This window comes from Micromonospora sp. C41 (assembly GCF_018070485.1).
In the GTDB taxonomy this organism is placed as follows: domain Bacteria; phylum Actinomycetota; class Actinomycetes; order Mycobacteriales; family Micromonosporaceae; genus Micromonospora; species Micromonospora chalcea.
The window spans coordinates 474,038-498,098 of sequence record NZ_JAGPXP010000001.1; the positions used below are offsets into that span (position 1 = coordinate 474,038).

A 24,061-nucleotide genomic window follows, 5' to 3' on the forward strand; every position below is an offset into this window, starting at 1 on the left:
CGCGAGGCGGCCGGGTGGGACGTGCCGGCGGTGGCGGGGGTCAGGCAGCGGCGGGGCGCACGTACGGCGTGAGCAGCTCGCGGGCGAGGCCGGTGGCCGAGGGAAGGTCGAGGCCGTTCTCGATCATGCGGCTGAGGGCGTAGACGATCGACTGGATGACCTCGGCCATCCGGTTCGGGTCGCTCGCCCCGTGGTCGGCGAGAGCGGCGCGCAGCGGCGCCTCGAGGCTGTCGTGCAGGAGGCGGCTGGAGGTCGCGAGCACCTCGCTGTTGCCGACTGTCGCCATCGCCCGGGCCAGCGCGTGGTCGCCCCGGGCAACCAGTTGCAGGTTGGCCTCGACGTACGCCAGGATCCGCGACCCGGGCGTGCGGGCCTCGGCCATCCGGTTCTCGACGAAGGCCGACCACCGCGGAAAGGTGTCGGCGACGAGCACGTCGAACATGTCGGTGCGTGACTTGAAGTAGGAGTACGCGCTGGACCGGGCCAGGCCGGCGTGCCGCGCCACGTCGGCGAGGCTGGGGATCTGGTCCGGGTGTTGCGAGAGCAGGGCGCGGGCGGCGTCGAGCAGCGCCGCCCGCTGGGCGGCCCGGTGCTCGGCGACGGTTGAGGCCTGGATCTTCGGCACGCCAACCTCCAAGTCTCCGGTGCGCGCACCGGGTCCGCGTCGCGCCCTGCCGTCGCGGTCAGCTGCTCGTGGCGAGCTTGCCGTCGATCATCTCGTAGACGGTGTCACAGTACTGCAGCACGTCGTGATCGTGAGTGACCATGACCACCGCCACCGACCGCTCTCGTGCCTCCTGGGCGAGCAGCTGGACGATGTCGTGGCTGCGGGCCCGGTCCAGCGCCGCTGTCGGTTCGTCCACCAGCAGCACGGACGGCTGTGTCATCAGCGCCCGGGCGATGCCGACGCGCTGGCGCTCGCCGCCGGAGAGCTGGTGCGGCCGGCGGTCGGCCTTACCGGCCAGGCCGACGTGCGCGAGCATCTCCAGCGGGTCGCGTCCGGCGCGGTCCCGCCGCCCGCCCAGTCGCAGCGGCAGGCGCAGCTGGTCGGCAGCGGTCAGCGCGGGCAGCAGGTTGCCCGACTGGAACACGAACCCGACGTGCCGGCGGCGAAGCTCGGTGCGCGCCCGGCGGCTGGACACGGTCATGTCGTGGCCGGCCACTGTGACGGCGCCCTGATCGGGGCGGGCCAGCCCGCCGGCGACGGCGAGCAGGCTGGACTTGCCCGCGCCGGACGGCCCGACGATCGCGGCCAGCTCGCCCGGCGCGACGGTCAGGTCCACGTTGTCGAGCGCGTGCACGGTCTCCGCGCCGTCGCCGTGCCGCAGGTGGACGCCGCGCATGACCAGGCCGAGGTCGGCCGGCGCGGTGCCCGTCGTCGAGGGGGATGCTGTGGTCCGGCTGCTCATCGGTTGCCTCCCAGGGCGGTCGCCGGGTCGATGGAGGTGAGGCGGACGACGGCGGCTGCCGCGCCGACCAGGCCGAGCACGAGCAGTCCGGCCGCGGCGGCGGCGATGCTCTGCGGGTGCAGCGCGAACGGCACGTTGCCGCCGGAGATCAGCGCGCCGAGGCCGAGTCCGATCCCCATGCCGACGGCGATGGCGAGGGCCAGCAGGATCAGCGCCTGGGTGAGGGCGTCGCGCAGCACCCAGCCGGTCGAGGCGCCCAGCGCCCGCAGCACGGCGACCTCCTGCTTGCGCTGGATCGCCCAGACCGCGAAGAACGCGCCGGCCACGAGCGCCGAGATCGCGTAGAGGAAGCCCTGGATCAGCTGGAGCGTCGTCGTCTCGGCGGTGTAGCCCGGCGAGGCGCCGTAGGACTCCTCCAGCGTCAGGCTCTCCGTGCCGGCGGCCTTGTCGCCCGCGGCCAGGTCCACCGAGTCGCCGTCGGCCGCGCGGACCGCGACGGCGGTGATCTCCTGGGCGGCCTGCGCCGACACCTGCGTGCCGGCCGGCGTGCCGGACTTGACCGCCTGCCAGGTGGCCAGCGGCACGTACGCCACGTCGACGTGGCCGAAGGTGTCCTGCTGCTCGGTGACGCCGACGACCCGCAGCTTCGTGCCGAGCCGGTCCACCGTCACGGTGTCGCCGACGCGCAGGCCCGCGTCGATCGCGGTGGGGCTCACCACGATCCCGTCCGCCGGGCCGAGCCGGTCGCCCTCGCTGACCGCGGGCGACAGGAACGAGTCGGTCTCGACGCCGAACAGCGCCAGGTCGACCTCGGTGCCCCGGTCGGTACGCCCGTTGATGAGCGTGTTGCCGAACGGGGTCGCCTCCGCCACCCCGGGCTGCTCGCGCCAGGTGTCCACCGTCGAGGCGTCCACCACGCTGCGCGAGAACGCCGAGTCGTGCTGCACGCCGTGGGCGAACGCGAACGAGGTGACCGGAAGGTTCTGCAGCCCGGAGACGCCGTCGCGGACCAGTCCGACGGACAGGCCGGACAGCATCACCATCAGCACCGAGATCAGCACGATCACGGCTCCCATCAGGGCGAATCGCAGCCGCGCGAACCCCAGCTCGCGAATGGCCAGGAACATCAGCCGCCACCTCTCACATTTGTCGACACCATGTCGCGATCTTATCAACGCGATGTCGGCAAAAAGCGGGATCCGGCGCTGTCTACCCGACCACAATCCGTGACGGCGCGGCCGGTCAGCCGGGCGAGGGCAGCGTCCCGCGCTCCCGCGTCAGGTACGCCTCGATGCGGGCGAACGCCCCGGTCCACACCTCGGTGGCGAAGAAGTCGCGCAGCTCCGGGGCCGGGAAGCCGCTCTGCGTCACGGTCATCAGCGTGCCGCCGTCCTTCTCCTCGAAGGTGACCTCGACGCGGGTGGTCATCGTCTCGCCGTCCGGGCTGCTGCCGGAGGACTCGGTGACCAGGCGGTGCGGGCGGTCGATCTCCAGGAACGTCTGGGTCTCGCGGAACAGCATGTCGGGGGAGGGCCCCCAGACGGCTGTCTGTTTCCCGCCGACCCGCAGGTCGACGTCGATCTCCACGATGCCCGGCTCCTCGTCCAGGATGCCGAACCAGATCTTCTGTTTGCCGGCGTCGGTGTAGGCGTCGAACGCCTCCTCAGGCGTGCCCGGAAGCTGTCGGGTCAGGTGGATCTGGAGCGTCATGGTCACGGTCCTCCGTGGTGAGAGTGAGATAGGCGTCGAGGCCGTCCAGGCGGCGTGCCCAGAGGCGCCGGTAGAAGCTGATCCAGGCCATCGCCGTGTCCAGCGGGGCCTCGCTGAGCCGGCACTGCCGGGACCGGCCGACCTTCTGCGTCACCACGAGACCGGCGTCCTCCAGCGCGCGGACGTGCTTGCGCATGCCGGTGAGGCTCATCCCGGTGGGCCCGGTGAGCTCGCTGATGGTGGCCGGACCCGTGCCGAGCCGGATCAGGATGTCGCGTCGGGTGGGGTCGGCCAGGCTGGCGAAGACCCGGTCGAGCGTCTCTTGCTGAACCACATGGTTCACCGTACAACACTGAACCCCTTGGTTCACCATTGCCGCGCAGTCGGCGTGCATTTCGCCGTCGAGTGGTCTGACCACTTGGGGTGATCGAGGCGCGGTCCGCCGTTCGGCCCGATCGCCTCGTGCATTCGGCCGGGGCCGGCTCAGTTGCTCGGCCTGCTTGCCGGAGCCCGGTCCCGACCTGCGGGAATGTTCCCCGATTCCGGTAACGGAAAGGTCACGAGGTATTCCTGTGCCGTGCTTGCGCTCGGTACGTTCCACGAGGCATGAGGTCAGACCTCACTCCTCATGCCTCTAGCTGACGAGGTGAGTAGACCAGTGCAGGAACCCGCCCCCCGCTACGCCGGATACCGGTCCTTCGACTACCTGGTGCCGCATGTGGACTACAAGGTCTTCGAGCTCGCGCCACAGATCGGCCGGGTGCCGGAACACGACCTTGGCCTGACCGACGACCAGCGTGCCCGCGTCTCCCGGCTGCTGCGCGAGCACATGGCCATCTCGCTGCACGAGCACCCGAAGATCCTGCCGGCCGACGTGACGCAGTTGCGCGACTACAACCGCACCGGCCGCAACTCCTTCGGGTTCGAGGGCCTGGCCCGGTCCGGCATGACCGCGGTCTTCGACAACTTCATGAACGGCACCGGCTGCGTGACCAGCGAGCACGCCTGGAAGTGGGACGACGTCATCTACGACATCGGCCTGCGCTTCGCCGACGTCGCCAAGCAGGACCACGTGGTGGTGGCGACCACGCTCGAACAGATCTTCGAGGCCAAGCGCAACGGGCAGATCGCCCTGGTGGCCGGCCTGGAAGCAGCCACGATGATCGAGAACGAGCTGGACCGGATCGACATCCTCTACGGCTTCGGCGTACGCCAGATGGGCATCGCGTACAGCCAGGCGAACATGCTCGGTTCCGGCCTCTCCGAGGACCGCGACGGCGGGTTGACCCACTTCGGCCGGCGCGCGGTGGACCGGATGAACAAGCTCGGGATCGCCATCGACATCTCGCACTCCGGCGACCAGACGTCGCTGGACGTGATCGAGGCCAGCCGGGTGCCGGTGTTCATCACCCACGCCGGCGCCCGCTCGGTCTGGAACACCCCCCGGATGAAGCCGGACGAGGTGATCCGGGCCTGCGCCGAGCGGGGTGGCGTGATCGGCATCGAGGCCGCTCCGCACACCACCCTCTCCGGCGACCACCCGCACCACTCGATCGAGTCGGTGATGGACCACTTCACCTACTGCGTGGAACTGGTCGGCATCGACCACGTCGCGTTCGGCCCGGACACCAATTTCGGTGACCACGTCGGACTGCACGACAGCTTTACCCAGCACCTGGCGATCGGAAAGGCCCACGGAGTGGTGGACCACCCTCGGGTTCCGTACGTGAGTGGCATGGAGAACCCGGCGGAGTGCTTCAGCAACATCGTCGGGTGGTTGGTCACGCACGGTTACTCCGACGACGAGATCGCCAAGGTCATCGGCGGCAACATCATCCGGGTTCTTCAGGAGGTTTGGTGAACAAGACAGTCAAGGGTCGGTGGCGGCTCGCTGTCGCGCTCGGCGTGGCGGCCACGCTCGGTGTCTCCGGCTGCGGTCTGAACGAGGAGACCTCCTCCTCCAGCGGCTCGTCGTCGGACTCGGTGCTGCGGATCGGCACCACCACCGACGTGAGCAATTTCAACCCGCTCCAGTCGTTGAGCAAGACCGACTCGTGGATCCTCAACGCGATGTACCCGCACCTGCTGCGGATCGACGAGAACGCGAAGAAGTCGCCCGAGCTGGCCAAGGAGTACCGCTACGAGGACGACGGCAAGACCGCCGTCTTCGTGCTGCGCGACGACTTCAAGTGGACCGACGGCAAGCCGGTGGTCGCCGAGGACGTGAAGTTCTCCGCCGAGTCGATCATGAAGTACAAGCTCGGCAACGTCGCGGCGAAGCTGACCTGGGTCGAGTCGGTCGAGGCGCCGGACGCGACCACTGTGAAGTTCAAGCTCTCGCAGCCGTACGCGCCGTTCGCCGAGGGCGTCGGCTTCTGGATGTCGGTCGTGCCGAAGCACGTCTTCGAGCCGGCCGGTGACCTGTCCAAGTTCGCCAACGACTCCAACTGGGTCGGCGCCGGGCCGTTCGTCCTGGACAGCATCACCAAGGGCCAGCGCTACGTCATGAAGCGCAACGAGCACTACCCGCTCGCGCCGGGTGGCAAGGCCGCGGTGAGCCAGGTCGAGTACCGGGTCTACCCGGACGTGAACACCATGATGCTGGCGCTGCGCAACGGCGACATCGACATGATGGGCACCCCGGTGCCGGTCTCGGCGGCGAAGACCTTCGAGAACGACGACAAGATCAAGCTGAAGAAGGTCGGCGCACTCGGCTTCGCGCACCTGACCTACAACATGAAGAACAAGTACCTCGCCGACCAGGACGTCCGGCAGGCGCTGTCGATGGCGGTCGATACCAAGGCGATCATCTCGGCCGTGCTGCAGGGCGACGGCCAGCAGATGGCCGGCCCGATCTCGCCGATCTTCTCCGAGTACGACAACACCGAGCTGCAGCCGTACCCGTTCGACCCGGAGGGCGCGAAGGCCAAGCTGAGCGCGGCCGGCTACAAGGACGCCAACAACGACGGCTTCTTCGACGAGCTGAAGTTCGGCGTGGCGTGCGACCAGTCCAACGCCAACATCACCCGGGTCGTGCAGCTGTTCCGGGAGAGCGCGGCCAAGGCCGGCGTGAAGCTGGAGAACGAGTGCGTGGAGCGGAACACCTTCCTCACCCGCACCAAGAACGGCGAGTACGACATCGACGCCTCGCAGTGGGGTGTCTTCGACAACCCGATGGACCAGCTGCGCAGCACCTACCTGTCCAGCAACCCGGGTGGCATCAACTACAACCTGCTCGAGTCGGCGGAGATGGACGCGCTGATCAACGACGCGGCCGGCACCACCGACGTGGAGGCGTTCAAGACCAAGATCAAGAACATTGACAAGGTCGTGCACGAGCAGGCGTACCTGACCCCGCTGTACGTGGAGAACTTCCAGTTCGCCTACAACGCCAGCAAGTTCACCGGCTTCGTCCCGTCGCCGTCGGACCTGCTCGGCATGGTCACCGCGTACTCGCTGGCCCAGGTCACCCCGGTCAAGTAACCCACCCAACCAGAGGAGAGGAGGGGTCCCCCGTGGCGCGTTTCGTGCTCAGCCGGGCACTGAAGGCCGTCCTGACCGTGTGGATCGCGATCACTTCGACGTTCTTTCTGCTCCGGCTCCTGCCGGGGGACCCCACGACCCTCATGGTCGAGGGCGACATGACACCGGAGATGCAGGCGGCGCTGCTCAAGACGTACGGCCTGGACCGTCCGCTGTGGGAGCAGTACGTGTCGTACCTGCGCGAGCTGGTCCAGGGCAACCTGGGCATCTCGTTCCGTCAGATCCAGCCGGTCACCGACATCATCCTCGACCGGCTTCCCTGGACGTTGCTGCTGGCCGGCAGCGCGTTCGTCCTGACCGTCGCCGTCGGCATCCCGATCGGCGTGGCCGCCGCGGTCAACCGCGGCAAGTGGCTCGACCGCGCGTTGCAGGGCTTCGGGATCAGCGCCAACGCGCTGTTCGTGCCGAGCGTCGCGATCCTGCTGCTGGTCTTCTTCGGCGCCCAGCTCGGCTGGTTTCCGATCGGCGGGGCGATCGACCCGGACACCCGGGGCGCGGCGGCCTACCTGAGCCTGGCACACCACCTGGTGCTGCCGGTGCTCTCCCTGGTCCTGGTGCAGCTCGGCCCGTACGCGCTGACCCTCCGTACCAACATGATCGAGGTCCTCGGTGAGGACTACATCCGCGCCGCGCAGGCGCGTGGTCTCTCGGCCCGGCGTCGGGTGTGGAAGCACGGCCTGCGCAACGCGATCCTGCCGGCACTGACCCTGATGGGCCTGCAACTGGGCACCCTGGTCGGCGGCGCGGTGCTGACCGAGACGGTCTTCGCCTACCCCGGGGTCGGCCGGCTGATCTACGAGGCGGTCGGGCAGCAGGACTACCCGGTGATCCAGGGGGCGTTCATCATGCTCGCCGTCACCGTGGTGATCGCCAACGCCCTGACCGACATGCTCTACGCGGTCCTCAACCCCCGGATCCGGCTGTGAGCGCGCGCCGCGTCCCGGCGCGTCGCCCGGATCCGTTCGCCGCCACCACCGAAGGGAGGGTGCCGTGAGTGCCCCCGTGCTGACCGAGCAGGCGCTCCCGCCGGCCCCGGCCGCGCCCAGGCGGTCCTTCCTCTCCGGCTACCTGCGTCAGCCCGTCGTGGCGCTGTCGGTGCTGGTGCTGCTCGTGATGGCGGTGCTGGCGGTCTTCGCGCCGCTGATCGCCGACGAGCCCGCCGGCGCCGGCGCGGACGTGCTGCAACCGCCCTCCGGGGCGCACTGGTTCGGCACCGACGACCTCGGGCAGGACATCTTCGCCCAGGTGGTCTGGGGCACCCGGACCAGCATGGTGATCGGCCTGGCCGCCTCGCTGCTCGCCATCGTGCTGGGCACCGCGATCGGGCTGGCCGCGGCGTACTTCCGGCCGTTCGACGCGGTCGCCACGGTGATCACCGACGTGATGCTGGCGCTGCCCACCCTGCCGCTGATGATCATGCTGGCGGCGGTGGTGAGCCCGAGCGTCACGACGCTGACCCTGATCATCGGGTTCTTCGCCTGGCCCGAGGTGGCCCGGCTGATCCGGTCACAGGGCCTGGTGATCAGCGCGATGCCCTACATCGACGGTGCGCGGGTGCTCGGCGCCACCGGCTGGCGGATCGTCACCCGGGAGATCCTGCCCGCCGTCGTCTCGCTGATGGTGGTCAGCGTGCTGCTCACCGCCTCCCGGGCGGTGATCTCCGAGGCCGGCCTGAGCTTCCTCGGGCTCGGCGACCCGGACGCCTGGTCCTGGGGACGCATCCTGCTCAACGCCCAGCGCAGCGGCACGATCGCGATCGCCTGGTGGCAGACGCTCTTCCCGTCCCTGGCGATCCTGTTCCTGGTGCTGGCGGCGACCCTCGCCGGAACCCGGTTCAACGACACCCGCGACCCCCGTCGCAACGGAGGCTGACCATGCGACTGCCCGAGAGCTTCTACCACAGCGTCCGTGGCCGGCTCGCCGAGGCGCTCGAACAACGAGGGCTGGACGGGTTCCTGGCCACCTCGCCGGCGGAGGTCGCCTTCCTCAGTGGCTTCTTCTACATCGCCACCGAACGTCCGGTGTACCTCTGGCTGCCGCGGACGGGGGATCCGCTGCTGGTGATCCCGCGCCTCGACGAGGAGTACGCGGCCCAGCAGGGCGTGACGGTCCAGACCGTCACGTACTTCGAGTACCCGGGCGTGGTCACCGCCGAGGAGACGCTCGCCTCGGCGCTGTCCCGTCCGGGCGGTCCGGTCCGCCGTATCGGCGTGGGCGCGGGCCTTTCGGTCGGCGCGTTCCGGGCGCTGTCCCGGGCCATCGGCGGGGCCACGCTGGAGACCACCGACGCGGTCGCCGAGCTGCGGCTGCGCAAGTTCCCCGAGGAGATCCCGTTCCACGAGGCGGCCGCGCGGATCTGCGACGAGATGCTGGCCGCCGGACGGGCCCTGATCGAGGAGGCGCTCGCCGCCGGGCGGCCGCTGCCGCGTGAGGACGAGATCGCCCGGCACGTGATCGGCTTCGGCACCGACCGGATGTACGCCGAGTACGACCTGGTCGTCTACACCACCAAGCTGGCCGGCGGGCTGGTCTACGCCGGCCCGAACTCCGCCCTGCCGCACGGCCTGCCGACCCGTCGGCGGCTCCAGCCGGGCGACACCCTGATCCTCTCCCTCGGCGCGGCGGTGGCCAGCCGGTTCGTGGAGAGCGAGCGGACGTTCGTCATCGGCGAGCCCACCGCCGAGCAGGTGCGCTACTACGAGGCCGACCGGGAGGCGCAGGAGGTGGGCACCCAGGCGATGATCGCCGGGCGTACCTGCGCCGAGGTCAACCGGATCTGCCTGGACGTCCTGCGGGACCGGGGCCTGGGCGACTACATCCGGCACCGGCAGGGCCACGGCATCGGGCTGCAGAACCACGAGGCGCCCTGGGTCGAGGACGGCGACCACACCGTGCTGGCCCCCGGGATGCTGCTGTCCAGCGAGCCCGGCGTCTACGTGCCCGGCCACGCCGGCTACCGCATCTCCGACACGGTCCTGGTACAGGACGACGGCCCGCGCCGGCTCACCCGGTACCCGCGTGACCTGGCGTCCAACATCATCGAGGGGATCCGATGAGAATCAACGGAGCGGAACTGGTCGTCGAGGCGTTCGGCCCGGTCGACGGCCCGGCGATGATCGTGCACCACGGTGCGCCGGGCCTCGGCTCCCGCCAGGAGCCGAAGCGCTCGTTCGGCCCGTTCGCCGACCGCATGCGGGTCATCGTCTTCGACGCCCGCGGCTCCGGCGAGTCCAGCGACGACGAACCGTTCACCCACGAGCAGTGGGTGGCCGACGTGGACGCCATCCGCGCGCACTTCGGCTACGAGACGATCGTCATGGCCGGCGGCTCGTACGGCGGGTTCATCGCCATGGAGTACGCCATCGCCCACCCGGAGCGGGTCTCCGCGCTGGTGCTGCGGGACACCGCCGCGGACACCGCGCACGACCACCTCGCGGTGGAGCGGGCCCGTAACACCGACCGTTCGGTGATCCCGGAGTGGGTCATCGACCGGATCGGCACCGGCCGGTTCGAGAGCAACGAGCAGTTGCGCGAGTACTGGAAAGCGATCCTGCCGCTCTACGACCACCAGCACGACCCGGCAAAGGACGAGGCGCGGCTGGCCGCCACCCGGTTCCACTACCGCACCCACAACGCCGCCTTCGGGCAGAACATGCCCCGCTACGACCTGAAGCCGAAGCTGCCGTCGATCACGTGCCCGACCCTGGTGACGGTGGGCCGGCACGACTGGCGTACCCCGGTGGCCGCCTCGCAGGTCATCGCGGACCTGGTGCCCCGCGGCGAGCTGGTGGTCTTCGAGTCCTCCGGCCACTCGCCGCAACTGGAGGAGCCGGAGCTGTTCCAGCAGGTGGTGCGGGACTTCCTCAGCCGCGCCGGAGTGCTCCGATGAGCCTGCTGGAGATCGCCGACCTGAAGGTCGCGTTCCCCGGTCCGACCGGGCCGGTCAACGCGGTGAACGGGGTGTCGCTGCGGATCGAGTCGGGGCAGACCCTGGCCATCCTCGGTGAGTCCGGCTCCGGCAAGAGCGTCACCGCGCAGGCGGTGACGGGCATCCTCGACGTGCCGCCGGCGACGGTCAGCGGCTCGGTCCAGCTGCGGGGCCGGGAACTGCTGACCCTGTCACGCAAGCAGCGGGAGCGGGTCAGCGGCGAGGAGATCGGGATGGTCTTCCAGGACGCGATGGCCGCGCTCAACCCGGTCTTCACCGTCGGGCACCAGATCGTGGAGGTGCTGCGGGTCCGGCGGGGCATGTCCCGGGCCGACGCCCGCCGCCGCGCCGTCGAACTGGTCGACCGGGTGCGGATCCCGGCGGCCAAGGACCGGATGCGGGACTATCCGCACCAGTTCTCCGGGGGCATGCGCCAGCGCATCATGATCGCGCTGGCCATCGCCCTGGAACCGGACCTGCTGATCGCGGACGAGCCCACCACCGCGCTGGACGTGACGGTGCAGGCCCAGGTGATGGAGTTGCTCGCGGAGATCCAGCGGGACAGCGGAATGGGCCTGCTGCTGATCACCCACGACCTGGGGGTGGTCGCCGAGGTCGCCGACGACGTGGCGGTGATGTACGCCGGCCGGATCGTCGAACGGGGCACCGTCGAGCAGATCTTCGCCGGTCCGGCGCACCCCTACACCGAGGGGCTGCTCAACTCGATGCCCCGGGTGGACCGGCGCGACGAGCAGCTCTACGCGATTCCCGGCGCTCCGCCCAACCCGGCTCGGCTCCCTGCCGGCTGCCCGTTCCACCTGCGTTGCCCCCGGGCCACCGACGAGTGCCGGGTCGTCCTGCCGCCGCTGCTGGCGCTGCCGGCCGATCGCGCCAGCGCCTGTCACCACCACGAGGAGGTGCTCGATGCCACCCGGCGATGAGGTCGTGCTGCGGGTCGAGAACCTGGTCAAGCACTTCCCGGTCAAGGGACGGGTCCCGTTCACCTCCGGCGGCGTGGTCAAGGCCGTCGACGGTGTCTCCTTCGACCTGCGCCGGGGCGAGACGCTCGGCGTGGTGGGCGAGTCCGGCTGCGGCAAGAGCACGCTGGCCCGCATGCTCGTCGGGCTGGAGCAGCCCACCTCCGGCGCGGTGCGCTTCGGCACGTCAGTGGTGCACCAGGCCAGGGGACGGGAGCTGCGGGCCCTGCGCCGGCGGATCCAGATCGTGCTCCAGGACCCGTACACGTCGCTGAACCCCCGCCGCACGATCCGGGAGATCCTGCTCCAGCCGTTCGAGATCCATCCGGACGTGCTGGACCGCCGGCGCCGGATCGAGCGGATCAAGGAGCTGCTCGACCTGGTCGGTCTCGACCCCGGCCTGCACCTGGACCGCTACCCGCACCAGTTCTCCGGCGGGCAGCGCCAGCGCATCGGCATCGCCCGGGCGCTCGCGCTGAGCCCCGACGTCATCGTCTGCGACGAGCCCGTCTCCGCCCTGGACGTGTCGGTCCAGGCGCAGGTGGTCAACCTCCTGGAGCGGCTCCAGGAGGAACTCGGCGTGGCGTACGTCTTCATCGCCCACGACCTGTCCGTGGTGCGCCACATCTCCGACCGGGTGGCAGTGATGTACCTGGGCAAGCTCGTGGAGACCGGCCCCGAGGTCAGCCTCTACGAGTCGCCCCGGCACCCGTACACCCGGGCGCTGCTGTCGGCGGTGCCGGTGCCGGACCCGGCCGGCCGGCAGGGGCGGCAGCGGATCCTGCTGGCCGGCGACCCGCCCAGTCCGGTGGATCCGCCCTCGGGCTGCCGGTTCCGGACCCGTTGCTGGCAGGCGGCCGACACCTGTGCCACCACCGAACCACCGCTGGCCGCCGGCGCGCATCCGGTCGCCTGCCACTTCCCGCTGGCCGCGTGACGGCCGGCGATCGTCCAAAGGAGAAGCGTCTTGCTGCAAGAACCCGCCCCCCGGTACAAGGGTCACAGGTCGTACTCGTACCTGGAGCCGCACTCGGACTACCGGGTGTTCACGCTGGCCGAGGAGATCGGCCGGGTGCCGGAGCACGACCTCGGCCTGACCGACGCTCAGCGTGCGCGGGTGACGCGGCTGCTCACCGAGCACGCCGCCATCTCGCTGCACGAGCATCCGGTGGTCCTGCCGGCCGACGTCAGCGAGCTGCGGGCCTACAACCGCACCGCCCGCCAGCGCACCGGATACGAGGGGCTGGCGCGCTCCGGCCTGACCGCCGTCTTCGACAACTTCATGGCCGGCGCCTCCTGCGTGACGAGCGAGAACGGCTGGAAGTGGAACGACCTCGTCTACGCCCTCGGGATGCGGATGAGTGACCTCTACAAGCAGGACCACGTCTTCCTGGCCACGTCCCTGGACGACATCCACGCCGCGAAGCGGGACGGCCGGCTGGCCCTGGTCGCGGGCCTGGAGTGCAGCAGCCCGATCGAGAACGAGCTGGACCGGATCGACATCCTCTACGGCTTCGGCGTACGCCAGCTCGGCATCGCGTACAGCCAGGCGAACATGCTCGGCGGGGGCCTGTCGGAGAAGCACGACGGCGGGCTGACGCACTTCGGCCGCCGGGCGGTGGACCGGATGAACAAGCTCGGGATCGCCATCGACATCTCGCACTCCGGCGACCAGACCTGCCTGGATGTCATCGAGGCCAGCCGGGTGCCGGTGTTCATCACCCACGCCGGCGCCCGCTCGGTCTGGGACACCTCCCGGATGAAGCCGGACGAGGTGATCCGGGCCTGCGCCGAGCGGGGTGGCGTGATCGGCATCGAGGCCGCCCCGCACACCACGCTCTCGCAGGCGCACCAGCACCACTCGATCGAGTCGGTGATGGACCACTTCACCTACTGCGTGGACCTGGTCGGCATCGACCACGTCACGTTCGGCCCGGACACCATGTTCGGCGACCACGTGGGGGTGCACGACACCTACGCCGGCAACTACGCCCACGACGCCGGGAACCGTCCGCAGCACCCGCGGGTGGAGTACGTGTCCGGGCTGGAGAATCCGGGCGAGGCGTTCGGGAACATCGTGGGCTGGCTGGTGGCGCACGACTACTCCGACGACGAGATCGCCAAGGTGATCGGCGGCAACACCATCCGGGTGCTGGAGCAGGTGTGGTGAGGCCGTGCCGGTGATCGTCCGAGCGGACGTGGACGAACTACACTCCGTACGCCGACGCGGCGGCGGGCAGTGATGAGGTGAGGGCGGATGGCTCGGCGGGAAACCGCGCTACAGGCGGCGCACGGCCGGCTGCGGCAGCTGATCGGCAGCGAGTTCCGGTCGGGTGAGAAGCTGCCCAACGAGCGGGACCTGGCCGATCGTCTGGAGGTCAGCCGCGCGACGGTGCGCGAGGTGCTGGGGCAGCTCGCCGCCGAGGGGGTGGTGACCCGGACCTGGGGGATCGGCACCTTCGTGCACGACGACGCCGAGCGGGTGCCGGTGTCCATCGGTGACGTCACCGCGCTGCGGGACCGGATCACCGCCACGGGTCACCGTCCGACGCTTCAGGACGCGTCGGTCAGCCGGGCGAAGTGCCCGGCCGACTGCGCGCGCGTCCTCGGACTGGAGCCGGGCTCGCCGGTGTGGCGGGTCGACCGGCTCTTCGCCGTGGACGGGGTCCCGGCGGCCTGGATCCGTGATCACCTGCCGCTGCGGTTCGACGGCCGCGACCTCGACCCGTCCGGGCTGCTCAGCATCGACCTGGACATGTTCGAGTTCCTGGCCAGCGCGACCGGTATGCCGGTGCGGCGGGCGGAGATCGAACTCACCGCGGTGCTCGCCGACGACGAGGCCACCGAGCGGCTCGGCGTGGCGGTCGGACATCCGCTGGTCACCGCGACCCAGGTCGGTTACGGGACGGGCGGAGCGGCGCTGTTCCACGGCCACATCACGGTTCGCACCGACGTGTTGACGCTTCGGATCAGCCGCGGCGGGGCTCCGGAACCCGCCCCGCCGGCCGGGTAGCCGGCGGCCCCGCGACGCGGGGTCGCGGGGCCGCCGTCCGGACGTCACCGGGGTCGGGGTACGCCGGTCAGGTGAGTGTGCAGGACTGGCCGTTGAGGGTGAACGAGCTGGGCCGCCCGGCGTTGCCAGTGTGCGTGGCCTGGAAGCCGATGGTGGTCGAGCCGCCGGCCGGGATGGCCGCGTTGTAGGAGACGTTGCGCGCCGTCACCTGGCCCGAGGAGGGGGAGTACGAGGCGTTCCAGCCGGAGGTGATGGTCTGGCCGCCGGGCAGCGTGAACGCCAGCGACCAGCCGTTCACCGCGGTCGAGCCGGTGTTGCTGATGGTGATGTTCTCGGTCAGGCCGTTGTTCCAGGCGTTCAGCTCGATGCGCACCGAGCAGGCGCCGGTGCCGGGCGGCGGCGTGGTCGGTCCCGGCGGCGGGGTGGTGGGGCCGGGCGGGGGCGTGGTCGGCCCCGGCGGCGGAGTGGTCGGTCCCGGCGGGGGCGTGGTCGGCCCGGGCGTGCTGGTCAGGCCGAAGAAGGCGATCGCCGCCGCAGCCATGCCGGACGACGGCAGGCTGTGCCCGGCGCCCTGGATGCTGTACGCCTCGACCTGCACGGTGCCGGTGGAGTCGGCGTAGCGCCGCCGGTTCCAGCCGGACTGCGGCGTGTCGGTGGAGGTCGGGTTCTGGCTGAGCCCGAACACGTTCGTCCACTGCTCGATCGTCTCCTGCAGCAGCGAGTACGGCACGAGCGTGTCGTTGGTGCCGTGCCACAGCTGCACGCGGGGACGCGGCCCGGTGTAGCCGGGGTACGCCTGGCGGACCGCGTCACCCCACTGCTGCGGGGTGCGGTTCATGTTCCCGCCGGTGCACTGGCTGGACCCGGGCGGGTAGTCGGAGGCGCCGGCGAAGCAGTTGAACGGCACCCCCATGAACGCCGCGCCCGCCTTGAAGACGTCCGGGTAGAGCGCCAGCATGTGGTTGGTCATCATGCCGCCGGACGAGCTGCCGGTGGCGTAGACCCGGTCCGGGTCGGCGCCGTACTGCTGCTGCACGTAGCGGACCATCGAGATGAGCGACACCGGGTCACTGCCGCCGCCGCGGCGCTTGGCCGCGTCGGACCAGGTGTCGAAGCAGTTGCCGAACCCGGCCTGCTGGGTGGCGCTGGGATAGATCACGATGAAGCCGTACCGGTCGGCCAGCCCGGCGAACTCGCTGCCGGAGTAGAAGCCGGGGCCGGAACCGCCGCAGCCGTGCATGGCCACCACCGTGGCCGGCCGGGACGGGCGGTTGTCCGGCACGTAGACGTGCATGCGCATGCGCCCGGGGTTGTCGCCGAAGCTGGTCACCTCGGCCAGCGACGCCGCGTACGCGGGTTGCACGGTGGGGATCACCAGGCCGGCCGCCACCAGCGACGCGGCCAGGGCCACCACCATCTTGGCTCTGATTCTCACGGAGACTCCTTCGATCGCCTGTGTGCAGGCGGGAATGAGCGGTCACGCGCCGCGCCGGCCGCCCGGACGGCAGCGGTGTCGCGCCTCGCTCACGGAATGTGGCTTGCCCGGCCCGGCTCCGCGCTCATATGGCACATAGTGTTCCCGTCGGGCGGTGAACTGTCAATCGAAGCACGCCGATACGCTGCGGCGGCGTTCGTCTAGAGTCGATGCTCCGTCCCTGAGCCGAGCCCGGAGCGCGTGTGCCAAGCCCGTTCGACATCGAGGAGATCTACCCGGACGAGGCGCCCACGCCACGGCTGCCCCGGCGGCAGGCCGGCACCTCGCCGCAGAGCGTGGCGGTGACCCTCCTGGCCGACTACACGCTGCGTACCCGGGCCCCGCTGCCGTCCGCCGCGATCGTCGAGCTGCTCGCCGAGACCGGGGTGACGAGCGCCGGCGCGCGTACCGCGATCAGCCGGCTGGCCCGGCGCGGCGTGCTGGAGGGCAGCCGGCAGGGCCGCAACAGCTTCTACCGGCTCAGTCGTGGCGCCGCCGCCGACCTCTCCGCCGGCGGGAGCTGGATCGTCGCCTCCACCGCCGACACGCAGGCGTGGGACGGGTGCTGGACGGTGGTCGCGTTCTCGCTGCCGCAGGACCGCGGCACGCAGCGCCGCGCCCTGCGCGGGCAACTGCGCTGGCTCGGCTTCGCGCCGCTGTACGACGGGCTGTGGATCTCCCCGTACGAGCTGGCGGAGCCGGCCCGGTCGCGACTGGCGCAGCTCGCGCCCGGCGCGGTCACCGTGTTCCGGGGCCGGCAGGACGCGCTCGACGTGACCGGCCAGCGCGCCCCCGTCGACGCCTGGGACATCGCCGCGATCAGCGCCCAGTACGAGGATTTCCTGCGCCGGTGGACCCCGCTGGCGTCCCGGCTGGAGTCGGTCGACGGTCCGGCGGCGGTGCGGGCCCGCACCGAGGTGATGGACACCTACCGGCGGTTCCCCACGCTCGACCCGCGGCTGCCGCTGGAGCTGCTTCCGGCCGGATGGCTGCGCCGGCCGGCCCGGGACCTGTTCACCGCCGTCTACGACGGACTGGCCGAACCCGCGCAACGGCACGTGCGGGCGGTCGTCGCGCGGTTCGCCGATCCGGTGCCGCCCGGCATCCAGGCGCACACGACCGCCGACATGCTCGCCGGCGTACGCGAGGACGCCTGCGGGGCGGGCCCGGACTGACCGCCGGACGTCCCGTGGACACATCGGCGCCGGTGAGTCTATGGTCACGGGACTGCGGTGACCGCGAGGAGTGGCCATGAGCGTCCGCGTCTCCCTCGACGAGCTGCTCGGCGACGAGGTGCGGCGCGACCCGTACCCCTTCTACGCCCGGCTGCACGAGGCGGGGGAGGCGGCCCGGCTTCGGCCGGGCGACCCGCACGCGCTCGTCGTGCACGGCTACGAAGCGGTCAACCGGGTGCTGCGCGACCCGGTGTTCCGGGTGCTCGGCGCCGACTACCTGGACCGGGCCGGCGTCCGCTGGCGCCAGCACCAGGTGACCCGGATCCTGCAGTCGTCCATGCTCAACGCCGCCGAACGCGACCACCTCCGGGTCCGGCACCTGTTCTCCCAGGCGCTCACCCCGCGCCGGGTCGCCGCGCTGGAACCGGCCATCGGGCGCATCGCCGACGACCTGCTCGACCGGCTCGCCGAGGCGGGCGCGGACGGCCGGCCCGTCGACTTCATGGCGCGCTTCGCGCTGCGGCTGCCCAGCGACGTCATCGGCGAGCTGCTGGGCGTGCCGGAGGAGGACCGGGAGTGGTTCCCGCCCCGGGTCCGCGCGTTCGACGCGGTGCTGGAGATCGGCCGCCGGTCCATGCGCGAGGTCCGGGCCGCCAACGTCGCGGCGGCGGAGCTGACCGCGTACTTCACCGACCTGGTCGCCGCGCGCCGGGCGACCCCGCGTGACGACTTCGTCTCCGCGCTGCTGCGCGGCCTGGACGACGAACCCGGCCGGCTGACCGCCGACGAGCTGCTCGCCAACCTGATCATCATGTACAACGCCGGGTTCCGGACCACCGCGAACCTGCTCGGCAACGGGCTGGTGCTGCTCACCGAACGGCCGGACGCGCGGGCCGCGCTGCGCGCCGACCCGTCGCTGGCGGCGTCCTACGTGGAGGAGATCCTGCGGTACGAGCCGCCGGTGCACTTCGCGGTCCGGTACGCCGCGGCGGACACCGAGGTCGCCGGCCTGCCGGTGCCGGCCGGGCGGACGGTGGTCGTGCTGACCGGCGCGGCGAACCGGGATCCGCGCCGCTTCCCCGACCCGGACCGGTTCGACCCGTCCCGCGCCGACAACCGGCACCTGGCGTTCAGCGCCGGGCCGCACTACTGCTTCGGGGCGACGCTGGCCCGGGCCGAGGGGCGGCTGGTGCTGCCCCGCCTGCTGGACCGCTTCCCGGCGCTGACCGCCGAACCGGGGCCGCGCCGCGCGCTGATGCTGCGCGGGTACGACCGGCTGCCGGTACGGCTGACCGATCGGGTGCCTTGTCAAACCAACCTGATCGAGTAAGGTCGATGCTACGCGGAGTGTCCGCTCCGCGCCTCACAGGTTCCGTCGAGCAGGTCGAGCGCGCCGCCAGGCACCGTGGAAGGGAAACACCGGACATGACCGATGAGATCCGCGCGTTCCTCCTCGCCGCACTGACCGAGATGAAGTACGACGTCGGCGACGTCGACGACGACACCGTCTTCGGCCCGGCCGGGCTCGACGTGGACTCCCTCGGCCTGGCCGAGCTCGCGGTGCGGGTGGAGGACCGGTTCGGGGTCGCGTTCGACGACGACGAGGCGGAGGAGTTGGCGATGATGACAGTCGGCGAGTTCAGCCGCGCGGTCGCGGCGCGGATCGCCCCGGCCTCGGCGCACTGACCGATGCCAGGGCACGGCACCCGGCCGCGTCACGCCCCGGCGCGCCGGTTCCGGTGAGCGTGCGCGAACGGGTCACGGTCACCGGCATCGGGCTCGTCAGCCCGGTCGGCGCGACCGCCGCCGAGGTGTTCGACGCGGTCTGCGACGGCCGCTCCGGGCTCACCCGGCCACCGCACGACCATCCGCTGCACGGCGTCGTCGACGTCGCCGCGTTCGCCCCGGCGATCGATCCGGCCACCGTGCTGCCCGGCCCGGAGTCCCGCGTCGTGGACCGGTCGATAGTCATGGTGCTGCGCGCGGCCGAGGACGCGCTCGCCGACGCCGGACTGCGGATCGGCCACGACGTCGACAGCCACCGGGTGGCGGTCGTCGTCTCCGGCGTCGGCGGACTGTCCACGCTGGAGGAACAGGTGCTCGCCCGCGCCGGGCGCGGACGGTTCGGGGTCAGCCCGTACATGCTGCCCGGCACGCTGCCCAACATGGGCGCGGCCCGGATCGCGATCAAGTTCGGCATCCACGGCTACACCTCGTCGATCGGCACGGCGTGCGCGGCCGGCGCGCAGTCGATCGGCGAGGCGCTGCGCATCCTGCGCGCCGGCGACGCGGACGTGGTGCTCGCCGGATGCGCCGAGGCGCCGCTGTTCCCGACGTTCGCCGACGCGTTCGGCAACGCCCGGGCGCTCGCCCGCGGCTGGGCCGACCCGGCCGCCGCGAGCCGCCCGTTCGACCGCCGCCGCAACGGGCTCGTCCTCGGCGAGGGCGCCGGGGTGTTCGTGCTGGAACGCGCCGCGCACGCCGCCGCGCGCGGCGCCCGCCGGCACGCCGACGTGCTCGGCTGGGGCGCCACCAACGACGCCCACCATCCGACCACGCCGCGTCCGGACGGCGCCGGCGCGGCCCGGTGCATGCGCCTGGCCGTCCGCGACGCCGGTCTGGAGCCCGCCGACATCGGGTACGTCAACGCGCACGGCACCAGCACCCGGGCCGGGGACGCCGCCGAGCTGGCCGCGCTCGCCGACGTCTACGGCGCGGAAGCGCCGCCGCTGAGTTCGACGAAGGGCGTCACCGGGCACATGCTCGGCGTCTCCGGCGTGATCGAGGCGGCCATCGCGGTCGAGGCGCTGCGCCGCGGCCTGCTGCCGCCCACCCGCAACCTGGACGAGCCGGAGCGCGACGGCGAGGTCGACCACATCCGTGGGCGGGCACGCGCGACGACGGTGGACGCGGTGCTGTCGAACTCGTTCGGCTTCGGCGGCCACAACGTCAGCCTCGTCCTGGCGCGGCCCGCCTGAGCGGCGGGTCAGCGGAGCGTGATCACCGTGGCCGCGTCGTACGCGGCGACGGCGACGCTGAAGTGCGGGCGCAGCATGTCGGCCACGTAGTCCAGGTCGGCGACGAGCGGCACCGGCAGCAGAGCGCGCTGGTCCAGGCCGGTACGGGAGGCGACCAGCTCGATCCGGTCGGCCTTGAGCAGCCCCCGGGTGAGGAACGCCGGCAGGTCCTCGGGGAGCAGGCAGCGCCACATGTCGACGTTGACGATCAGGTCCAGCGCGCCGGCCTTGAACTGCTGGAGCACGGTGCCGAGCAGGTGGGAGTTCGTCCCGCCGACCGGCGCGTCGTGGTCGAACGTGTGCGACCCGGGGCCCAGGTCGAGCGCGGACACGCCGTTGCCGACGACCAGCGCGGCGCTCGTGGCCAGCTCGTCGCGCAGCGACCCGGGCAGCACGTCCGGCCGGCCCAGCCCACCGGAGCGGTACGCCTCGATGGCCGCGCCGTAGAGCCGGATCCGGCCCAGGTGCCGGCCGAACGTGTTGATCCCGTACAGCACTTCGACGTCGTAGCGCAGGTGCTTGCGCAGCAGGTACTTCATGTTGTCCATCGAGGCGATCCCGTTGGACGTCTTGCGGAAGTGCGGGAGGTGGTAGGAGAGCGCGTCGACGTCCAGCCGGAACAGCTCCGGCGGGGCGCCGTGCAGGTGGAACACCCGGTAGAAGAACTCCAGGTCCTCGAAGCCCCACTTGACCATCGCCTCGTCGAAGCCACCGACCCGCCGGAACGACTCGTGGTCCACCGACGCGTTGTGGGTCAGGCCCAGCACCCAGGGCGCGCTCGGGAAGTCGCCCATCCGCTGCGGGAGGGCGATGTCCTCCAGCCGCGGGTCGCCGCGCTCGGCGTCCAGCATCGCCGGCACGACCGGCTCGCCGCGGCGCAGCGCGTCCGCGCCGGCCCAGTCCAGGTCGTACCGCTGGCCGAGCAGCACCCCGGGCCGGCCGGCGCGCCCGGCATGGAAGTCGCGGTGCCGCTTGAGCAGCGTGGGATGCGCCACCGTGTCGGCGTCCAGGAACATCAGCGTGGCCGCGCGGGCCCGGGCCGCCGCGGCGTTGCGGTTGGCGCTGCGACCCCGGTTCCGGTCGCTGCGCACGTACTCGATCCGCAGCCGGCCCCGGTACGCGTCCACCACCGGGCCCAGCGCGACGGCCGACCCGTCGTCGCCGACGACGACCTCGAAGTCGGCGGCCGGCAGCGTCTGCCGGGTCAGCGAGCGCAGCGTGGTGTCGAGCGCGGACGGGTTCTCGTGCGCGGGCACCACCACGCTCAGGCTGGGCCGGTCCGCTGTGGGCATGCTCAGCGCGCGGTGGAGTTGGCGGTGATGTAGTCGGCCAGGTCCCCGAGCGTCGCCATCCGGTCCTCGTCCAGCTCCTCGACGTCGATCTGGATCTCCAGCTCGTCCTCCAGCGCCAGCAGCAACTCCAGGCCGAGCGAGGAGCTGAGGCCGAGCTCGTCCATCAGCTGGGTCTGCTCGGTGACCGGCGCGTCCGGCCGCAGCATGCGGGTCAGCAGCACGGTCAGGCGGTCCACGACCTGGTCCCGGGGCGGCGCGTCGTGTTCTAGCACCGGGGCTCCCACGGGTCGATCACGCGCTCCAGCATGGAGTCATCAGAGCAGGGGAGATCGGTGAGTGTCAACGGGTGCGATGGTGGTCACGGGCAGTCACCGAGGTCGGTGCGACACTCGACGGCGTACGGCTCGTCGCCGGCCAGCGCCACCGCCACCGCGTACCCCTGTGGCGCGACCAGGTCGGCGAGCCGGTGCCGGCCGGCCGGGTCGGCGCACTCGACCACGTCGGCCCGGTCCACCGGCATCCCGAGGTTGGGCCACAGCCGGCCCCCGGCCGCCTTGACGGCCGCCTCCTTGCGGGCCCACAGCCGCACGAACCGCCGCGCCCGGGCGGCCTGGTCGGGGCCGGCGGCGACGTGCCGCGCCTCCCGGGGGTGGAAGAAGCGCGCGGACGCCGGCACCGGGTCCCCGCCCGGCACGACGTGCTGGATGTCCACCCCGACCGGGCGGCCGTCGCTGAGCGCCACCGCGACCAGATCGCCGGAGTAGGACAGGCTGGTGTGCAGGCCGCGCCACGGCCCGGTCAGCGCCGGTTTGCCGTACCGGCCGCGGCGCCAGGTCAGCGCCGCCGGTGGCGCGCCCGTGGCCCGCCCGGCCAGCACGCGCAGCGCGCCGTGCGCCACCGTGAACCGGTCCCGCAGCCCGTCGGCGGCGAGCCGCGCGGCCCGGGCCCGCTCGGCCGGGTCGAGCACCGCCCGGTACCGGGCCAGCACGTCCGGCGGCGCCCCGGCCGCAAGCACCCAGACCCGTACGGCGTCCCGCATGGACGGCAGCGTAACGGTGCGCCGTCGCGTTGACACACACCGATGCCCGTTGCTCTCATTGACCGGTGTTCGCGCAGACGGTCCAGGCCCACGTTCCCGTCGCGTTCGCCGGGCCGGGCGCCGGCGTCGCGCCCCTGACCTGGGGGCAGAAGGCGATCATGCAGGACATGCGGGAGACCGGCTGGACGCACAACGTCAGCGGCGCCCACCCGGTGCCGCCGGGCGTCACGGTCGAGCAGGTGGCGGCCGAGTTCGCCGCGCTGATGGCCCGGCACCCGGCGCTGCGGATGCGGCTGGGCGAGGGCGACGGCGGTCCGTGCCAGGTCGTGTCGGCCACCGGCGAGACGGTCCTGGACGTGGTGGACGTGCCCGACGACGCCGACCCGGCCGACGTGGCCACGTTCGCCTACGACCTGGGCCACGCCCGCCTGCTGAGCCACTACGACCTCTACCGCGACTGGTCGGTGAAGATGGCGGTGATCCGGCACCGGGGCGTCCTGGTGCACCGGGTGCTCACCATCGACCACCTCGTGGTCGACGGCACCGCCACGTCGCTGCTCCTGGCCGATCTGGGCCTCGCCGGCCGCCCGGTGCGCCGGGTCGCCGACCCGCGTACCGTGCAGATCCTCGACCTGGGCCGGCGGGAGGAGACGCCGCCGCTGCGCCGGGTCAGCGACCGGGCCGTGCGGCACTGGGCGGAGCACCTGCGGGACATCCCGCCGCTGACGTTCGGCGAGCCGGCCGCCGGTGGGCGCCGGGGGCACCGGTACTGGCACGGCCGGTTCAGCTCACCGGCGGCGTACCTGGCGGTGCGGGCCATCGCGGCGCGGACCCGCACCGACACCTCGCGCGTGCTGCTGGCGGTCATCGCGGTCGCGATCGGCCGGGCCACCGGCGTCAGTCCGCTCACCGCCAAGCTCATCGTCGGCAACCGGTTCCGGCCGGGTTTCGCCGAGGCCATCGCCCCGCTGAGCCAGAACGGCGTGCTGCGCGTCGACACCGCCGACACCACTGTGGACGAGGTGGTGACGCGTGCCCGCCGGGCCGCGGTGTCGGCCGGGAAGTACGCCTACTACGACCCGGCGCAGCTCGCGGAGGTCTCCGACCGGCTGGACACCGAACGCGGATACCCGGCCCGGATCAGCTGCCGGATCAACGACCGGCGGGTGACCACGCGGCAGGCGGCCGACGTCGGGCTGCACGACGACCCGGTGACCGCCGAGCGGATCCGCCGCCGCGCCGACGAGACGTTCCTGGTCTGGGACGGCCCGCTGGACCACCTGCCCGAGCAGGTGTTCATCACCGTCGAGGACCAGCCGGAGACGGTCTACCTCCAGGTCATCTTCGACTTCGGCTGCTTCACCGAGGAACAGGCGGAACGGTTGCTGCGCGGCGTGGAGGAGGTGGCGGTGGAGGCGGCCCTCGACCCCGCCGCCCCGACCCGGGTGATCCCGGGATCGGCGGGCGGCTGACCGGTCACAGCG

At 71.9% G+C, this 24,061-nt stretch carries 24 protein-coding genes; 15 read left to right on the forward strand and 9 right to left on the reverse strand.

Annotation, left to right across the window (positions count from 1 at the left end; translation table 11 throughout):
- Positions 1 to 40 precede the first annotated feature (40 nt).
- The 5 genes from KBX43_RS01255 to KBX43_RS01275 form a co-directional block, all read right to left on the reverse strand.
- Complete coding sequence (locus KBX43_RS01255; protein ID WP_043323222.1) at positions 41 to 625, reverse strand: TetR/AcrR family transcriptional regulator; 585 nt, start codon at positions 623 to 625, stop codon at positions 41 to 43.
- 58 nt (positions 626 to 683) lie between these two features.
- Positions 684 to 1,409, reverse strand: coding sequence for an ABC transporter ATP-binding protein (locus tag KBX43_RS01260; protein WP_069088408.1), 726 nt, complete (start codon positions 1,407 to 1,409; stop codon positions 684 to 686).
- Positions 1,406 to 2,536, reverse strand: a complete 1,131-nt coding sequence (locus KBX43_RS01265; protein ID WP_210869381.1) for an ABC transporter permease — start codon at positions 2,534 to 2,536, stop codon at positions 1,406 to 1,408. The genes KBX43_RS01260 and KBX43_RS01265 overlap by 4 nt, the downstream gene beginning before the upstream one ends.
- A gap of 115 nt (positions 2,537 to 2,651) precedes the next feature.
- The gene (locus tag KBX43_RS01270) at positions 2,652 to 3,119 is read right to left on the reverse strand and encodes an SRPBCC domain-containing protein (protein WP_069088410.1); all 468 of its coding nucleotides are present in this window, start codon (positions 3,117 to 3,119) and stop codon (positions 2,652 to 2,654) included.
- Complete coding sequence (locus KBX43_RS01275) at positions 3,073 to 3,453, reverse strand: metalloregulator ArsR/SmtB family transcription factor (protein WP_176722809.1); 381 nt, start codon at positions 3,451 to 3,453, stop codon at positions 3,073 to 3,075. The genes KBX43_RS01270 and KBX43_RS01275 overlap by 47 nt, the downstream gene beginning before the upstream one ends.
- A 324-nt stretch (positions 3,454 to 3,777) precedes the next feature.
- Between KBX43_RS01275 and KBX43_RS01280 the strand changes: the two genes are divergently transcribed.
- The 10 genes from KBX43_RS01280 to KBX43_RS01325 all read left to right on the forward strand — a co-directional run bounded on the left by KBX43_RS01280 (position 3,778) and on the right by KBX43_RS01325 (position 14,580).
- On the forward strand, positions 3,778 to 4,980 hold the full coding sequence (locus KBX43_RS01280) for a dipeptidase (RefSeq protein WP_043323232.1): 1,203 nt from the start codon (positions 3,778 to 3,780) through the stop codon (positions 4,978 to 4,980).
- On the forward strand, positions 4,977 to 6,602 hold the full coding sequence (locus tag KBX43_RS01285) for an ABC transporter substrate-binding protein (protein WP_069088411.1): 1,626 nt from the start codon (positions 4,977 to 4,979) through the stop codon (positions 6,600 to 6,602). The genes KBX43_RS01280 and KBX43_RS01285 overlap by 4 nt, the downstream gene beginning before the upstream one ends.
- A gap of 32 nt (positions 6,603 to 6,634) precedes the next feature.
- On the forward strand, positions 6,635 to 7,588 hold the full coding sequence (locus tag KBX43_RS01290) for an ABC transporter permease (RefSeq protein WP_043323238.1): 954 nt from the start codon (positions 6,635 to 6,637) through the stop codon (positions 7,586 to 7,588).
- Between the two features lie 64 nt (positions 7,589 to 7,652).
- A complete protein-coding gene (locus KBX43_RS01295) occupies positions 7,653 to 8,534 on the forward strand; it encodes an ABC transporter permease (RefSeq protein ID WP_223200978.1) in 882 nt (293 codons plus the stop codon).
- 2 nt (positions 8,535 to 8,536) lie between these two features.
- Positions 8,537 to 9,718, forward strand: coding sequence for a Xaa-Pro peptidase family protein (locus KBX43_RS01300; protein WP_210869383.1), 1,182 nt, complete (start codon positions 8,537 to 8,539; stop codon positions 9,716 to 9,718).
- On the forward strand, positions 9,715 to 10,551 hold the full coding sequence (locus tag KBX43_RS01305) for an alpha/beta fold hydrolase (protein ID WP_043323247.1): 837 nt from the start codon (positions 9,715 to 9,717) through the stop codon (positions 10,549 to 10,551). Before KBX43_RS01300 ends, KBX43_RS01305 begins: the two co-directional genes overlap by 4 nt.
- Positions 10,548 to 11,531, forward strand: coding sequence for an ABC transporter ATP-binding protein (locus tag KBX43_RS01310; protein WP_043323248.1), 984 nt, complete (start codon positions 10,548 to 10,550; stop codon positions 11,529 to 11,531). The genes KBX43_RS01305 and KBX43_RS01310 overlap by 4 nt, the downstream gene beginning before the upstream one ends.
- Positions 11,515 to 12,504, forward strand: coding sequence for an ABC transporter ATP-binding protein (locus KBX43_RS01315; RefSeq protein WP_043323250.1), 990 nt, complete (start codon positions 11,515 to 11,517; stop codon positions 12,502 to 12,504). The genes KBX43_RS01310 and KBX43_RS01315 overlap by 17 nt, the downstream gene beginning before the upstream one ends.
- 30 nt (positions 12,505 to 12,534) lie before the next feature.
- Entirely contained in the window at positions 12,535 to 13,737 is a 1,203-nt protein-coding gene (locus KBX43_RS01320) for a dipeptidase (RefSeq protein WP_198033260.1), read from the forward strand.
- Positions 13,738 to 13,824: 87 nt separating this feature from the next.
- The gene (locus KBX43_RS01325) at positions 13,825 to 14,580 is read left to right on the forward strand and encodes a GntR family transcriptional regulator (protein WP_064445588.1); all 756 of its coding nucleotides are present in this window, start codon (positions 13,825 to 13,827) and stop codon (positions 14,578 to 14,580) included.
- Positions 14,581 to 14,647: 67 nt separating this feature from the next.
- Here the strand turns inward: KBX43_RS01325 and KBX43_RS01330 are convergent, their stop codons facing one another.
- Positions 14,648 to 16,015, reverse strand: a complete 1,368-nt coding sequence (locus KBX43_RS01330) for a PHB depolymerase family esterase (RefSeq protein ID WP_082930904.1) — start codon at positions 16,013 to 16,015, stop codon at positions 14,648 to 14,650.
- Between the two features lie 242 nt (positions 16,016 to 16,257).
- Here KBX43_RS01330 and KBX43_RS01335 point away from each other — a divergent pair, with 242 nt between their 5' ends.
- The 4 genes from KBX43_RS01335 (at position 16,258) to KBX43_RS01350 (ending at position 20,207) form a co-directional block, all read left to right on the forward strand.
- Positions 16,258 to 17,229, forward strand: a complete 972-nt coding sequence (locus tag KBX43_RS01335) for a PaaX family transcriptional regulator C-terminal domain-containing protein (protein ID WP_064445590.1) — start codon at positions 16,258 to 16,260, stop codon at positions 17,227 to 17,229.
- 76 nt (positions 17,230 to 17,305) lie between these two features.
- On the forward strand, positions 17,306 to 18,559 hold the full coding sequence (locus tag KBX43_RS01340; RefSeq protein WP_113972977.1) for a cytochrome P450: 1,254 nt from the start codon (positions 17,306 to 17,308) through the stop codon (positions 18,557 to 18,559).
- 95 nt (positions 18,560 to 18,654) lie between these two features.
- The gene (locus KBX43_RS01345) at positions 18,655 to 18,915 is read left to right on the forward strand and encodes an acyl carrier protein (RefSeq protein WP_030499102.1); all 261 of its coding nucleotides are present in this window, start codon (positions 18,655 to 18,657) and stop codon (positions 18,913 to 18,915) included.
- A gap of 53 nt (positions 18,916 to 18,968) precedes the next feature.
- A complete protein-coding gene (locus tag KBX43_RS01350; RefSeq protein WP_210882459.1) occupies positions 18,969 to 20,207 on the forward strand; it encodes a beta-ketoacyl synthase in 1,239 nt (412 codons plus the stop codon).
- 8 nt (positions 20,208 to 20,215) lie between these two features.
- Here the strand turns inward: KBX43_RS01350 and KBX43_RS01355 are convergent, their stop codons facing one another.
- The 3 genes from KBX43_RS01355 to KBX43_RS01365 all read right to left on the reverse strand — a co-directional run bounded on the left by KBX43_RS01355 (position 20,216) and on the right by KBX43_RS01365 (position 22,577).
- Positions 20,216 to 21,538 carry a glycosyltransferase family 2 protein gene (locus tag KBX43_RS01355; RefSeq protein WP_069088417.1) on the reverse strand — a complete coding sequence of 441 codons (1,323 nt, stop codon included), beginning with the start codon at positions 21,536 to 21,538 and terminating at the stop codon, positions 20,216 to 20,218.
- A gap of 2 nt (positions 21,539 to 21,540) precedes the next feature.
- Complete coding sequence (locus tag KBX43_RS01360; RefSeq protein ID WP_030499105.1) at positions 21,541 to 21,810, reverse strand: phosphopantetheine-binding protein; 270 nt, start codon at positions 21,808 to 21,810, stop codon at positions 21,541 to 21,543.
- 86 nt (positions 21,811 to 21,896) lie between these two features.
- Positions 21,897 to 22,577: a 4'-phosphopantetheinyl transferase superfamily protein gene (locus KBX43_RS01365; RefSeq protein ID WP_210882468.1), complete on the reverse strand. Its 681-nt coding sequence runs from the start codon at positions 22,575 to 22,577 to the stop codon at positions 21,897 to 21,899.
- A gap of 65 nt (positions 22,578 to 22,642) precedes the next feature.
- Between KBX43_RS01365 and KBX43_RS01370 the strand changes: the two genes are divergently transcribed.
- Positions 22,643 to 24,049, forward strand: coding sequence for a condensation domain-containing protein (locus tag KBX43_RS01370; protein WP_210882470.1), 1,407 nt, complete (start codon positions 22,643 to 22,645; stop codon positions 24,047 to 24,049).
- The last annotated feature ends 12 nt before the right edge of the window (positions 24,050 to 24,061 follow it).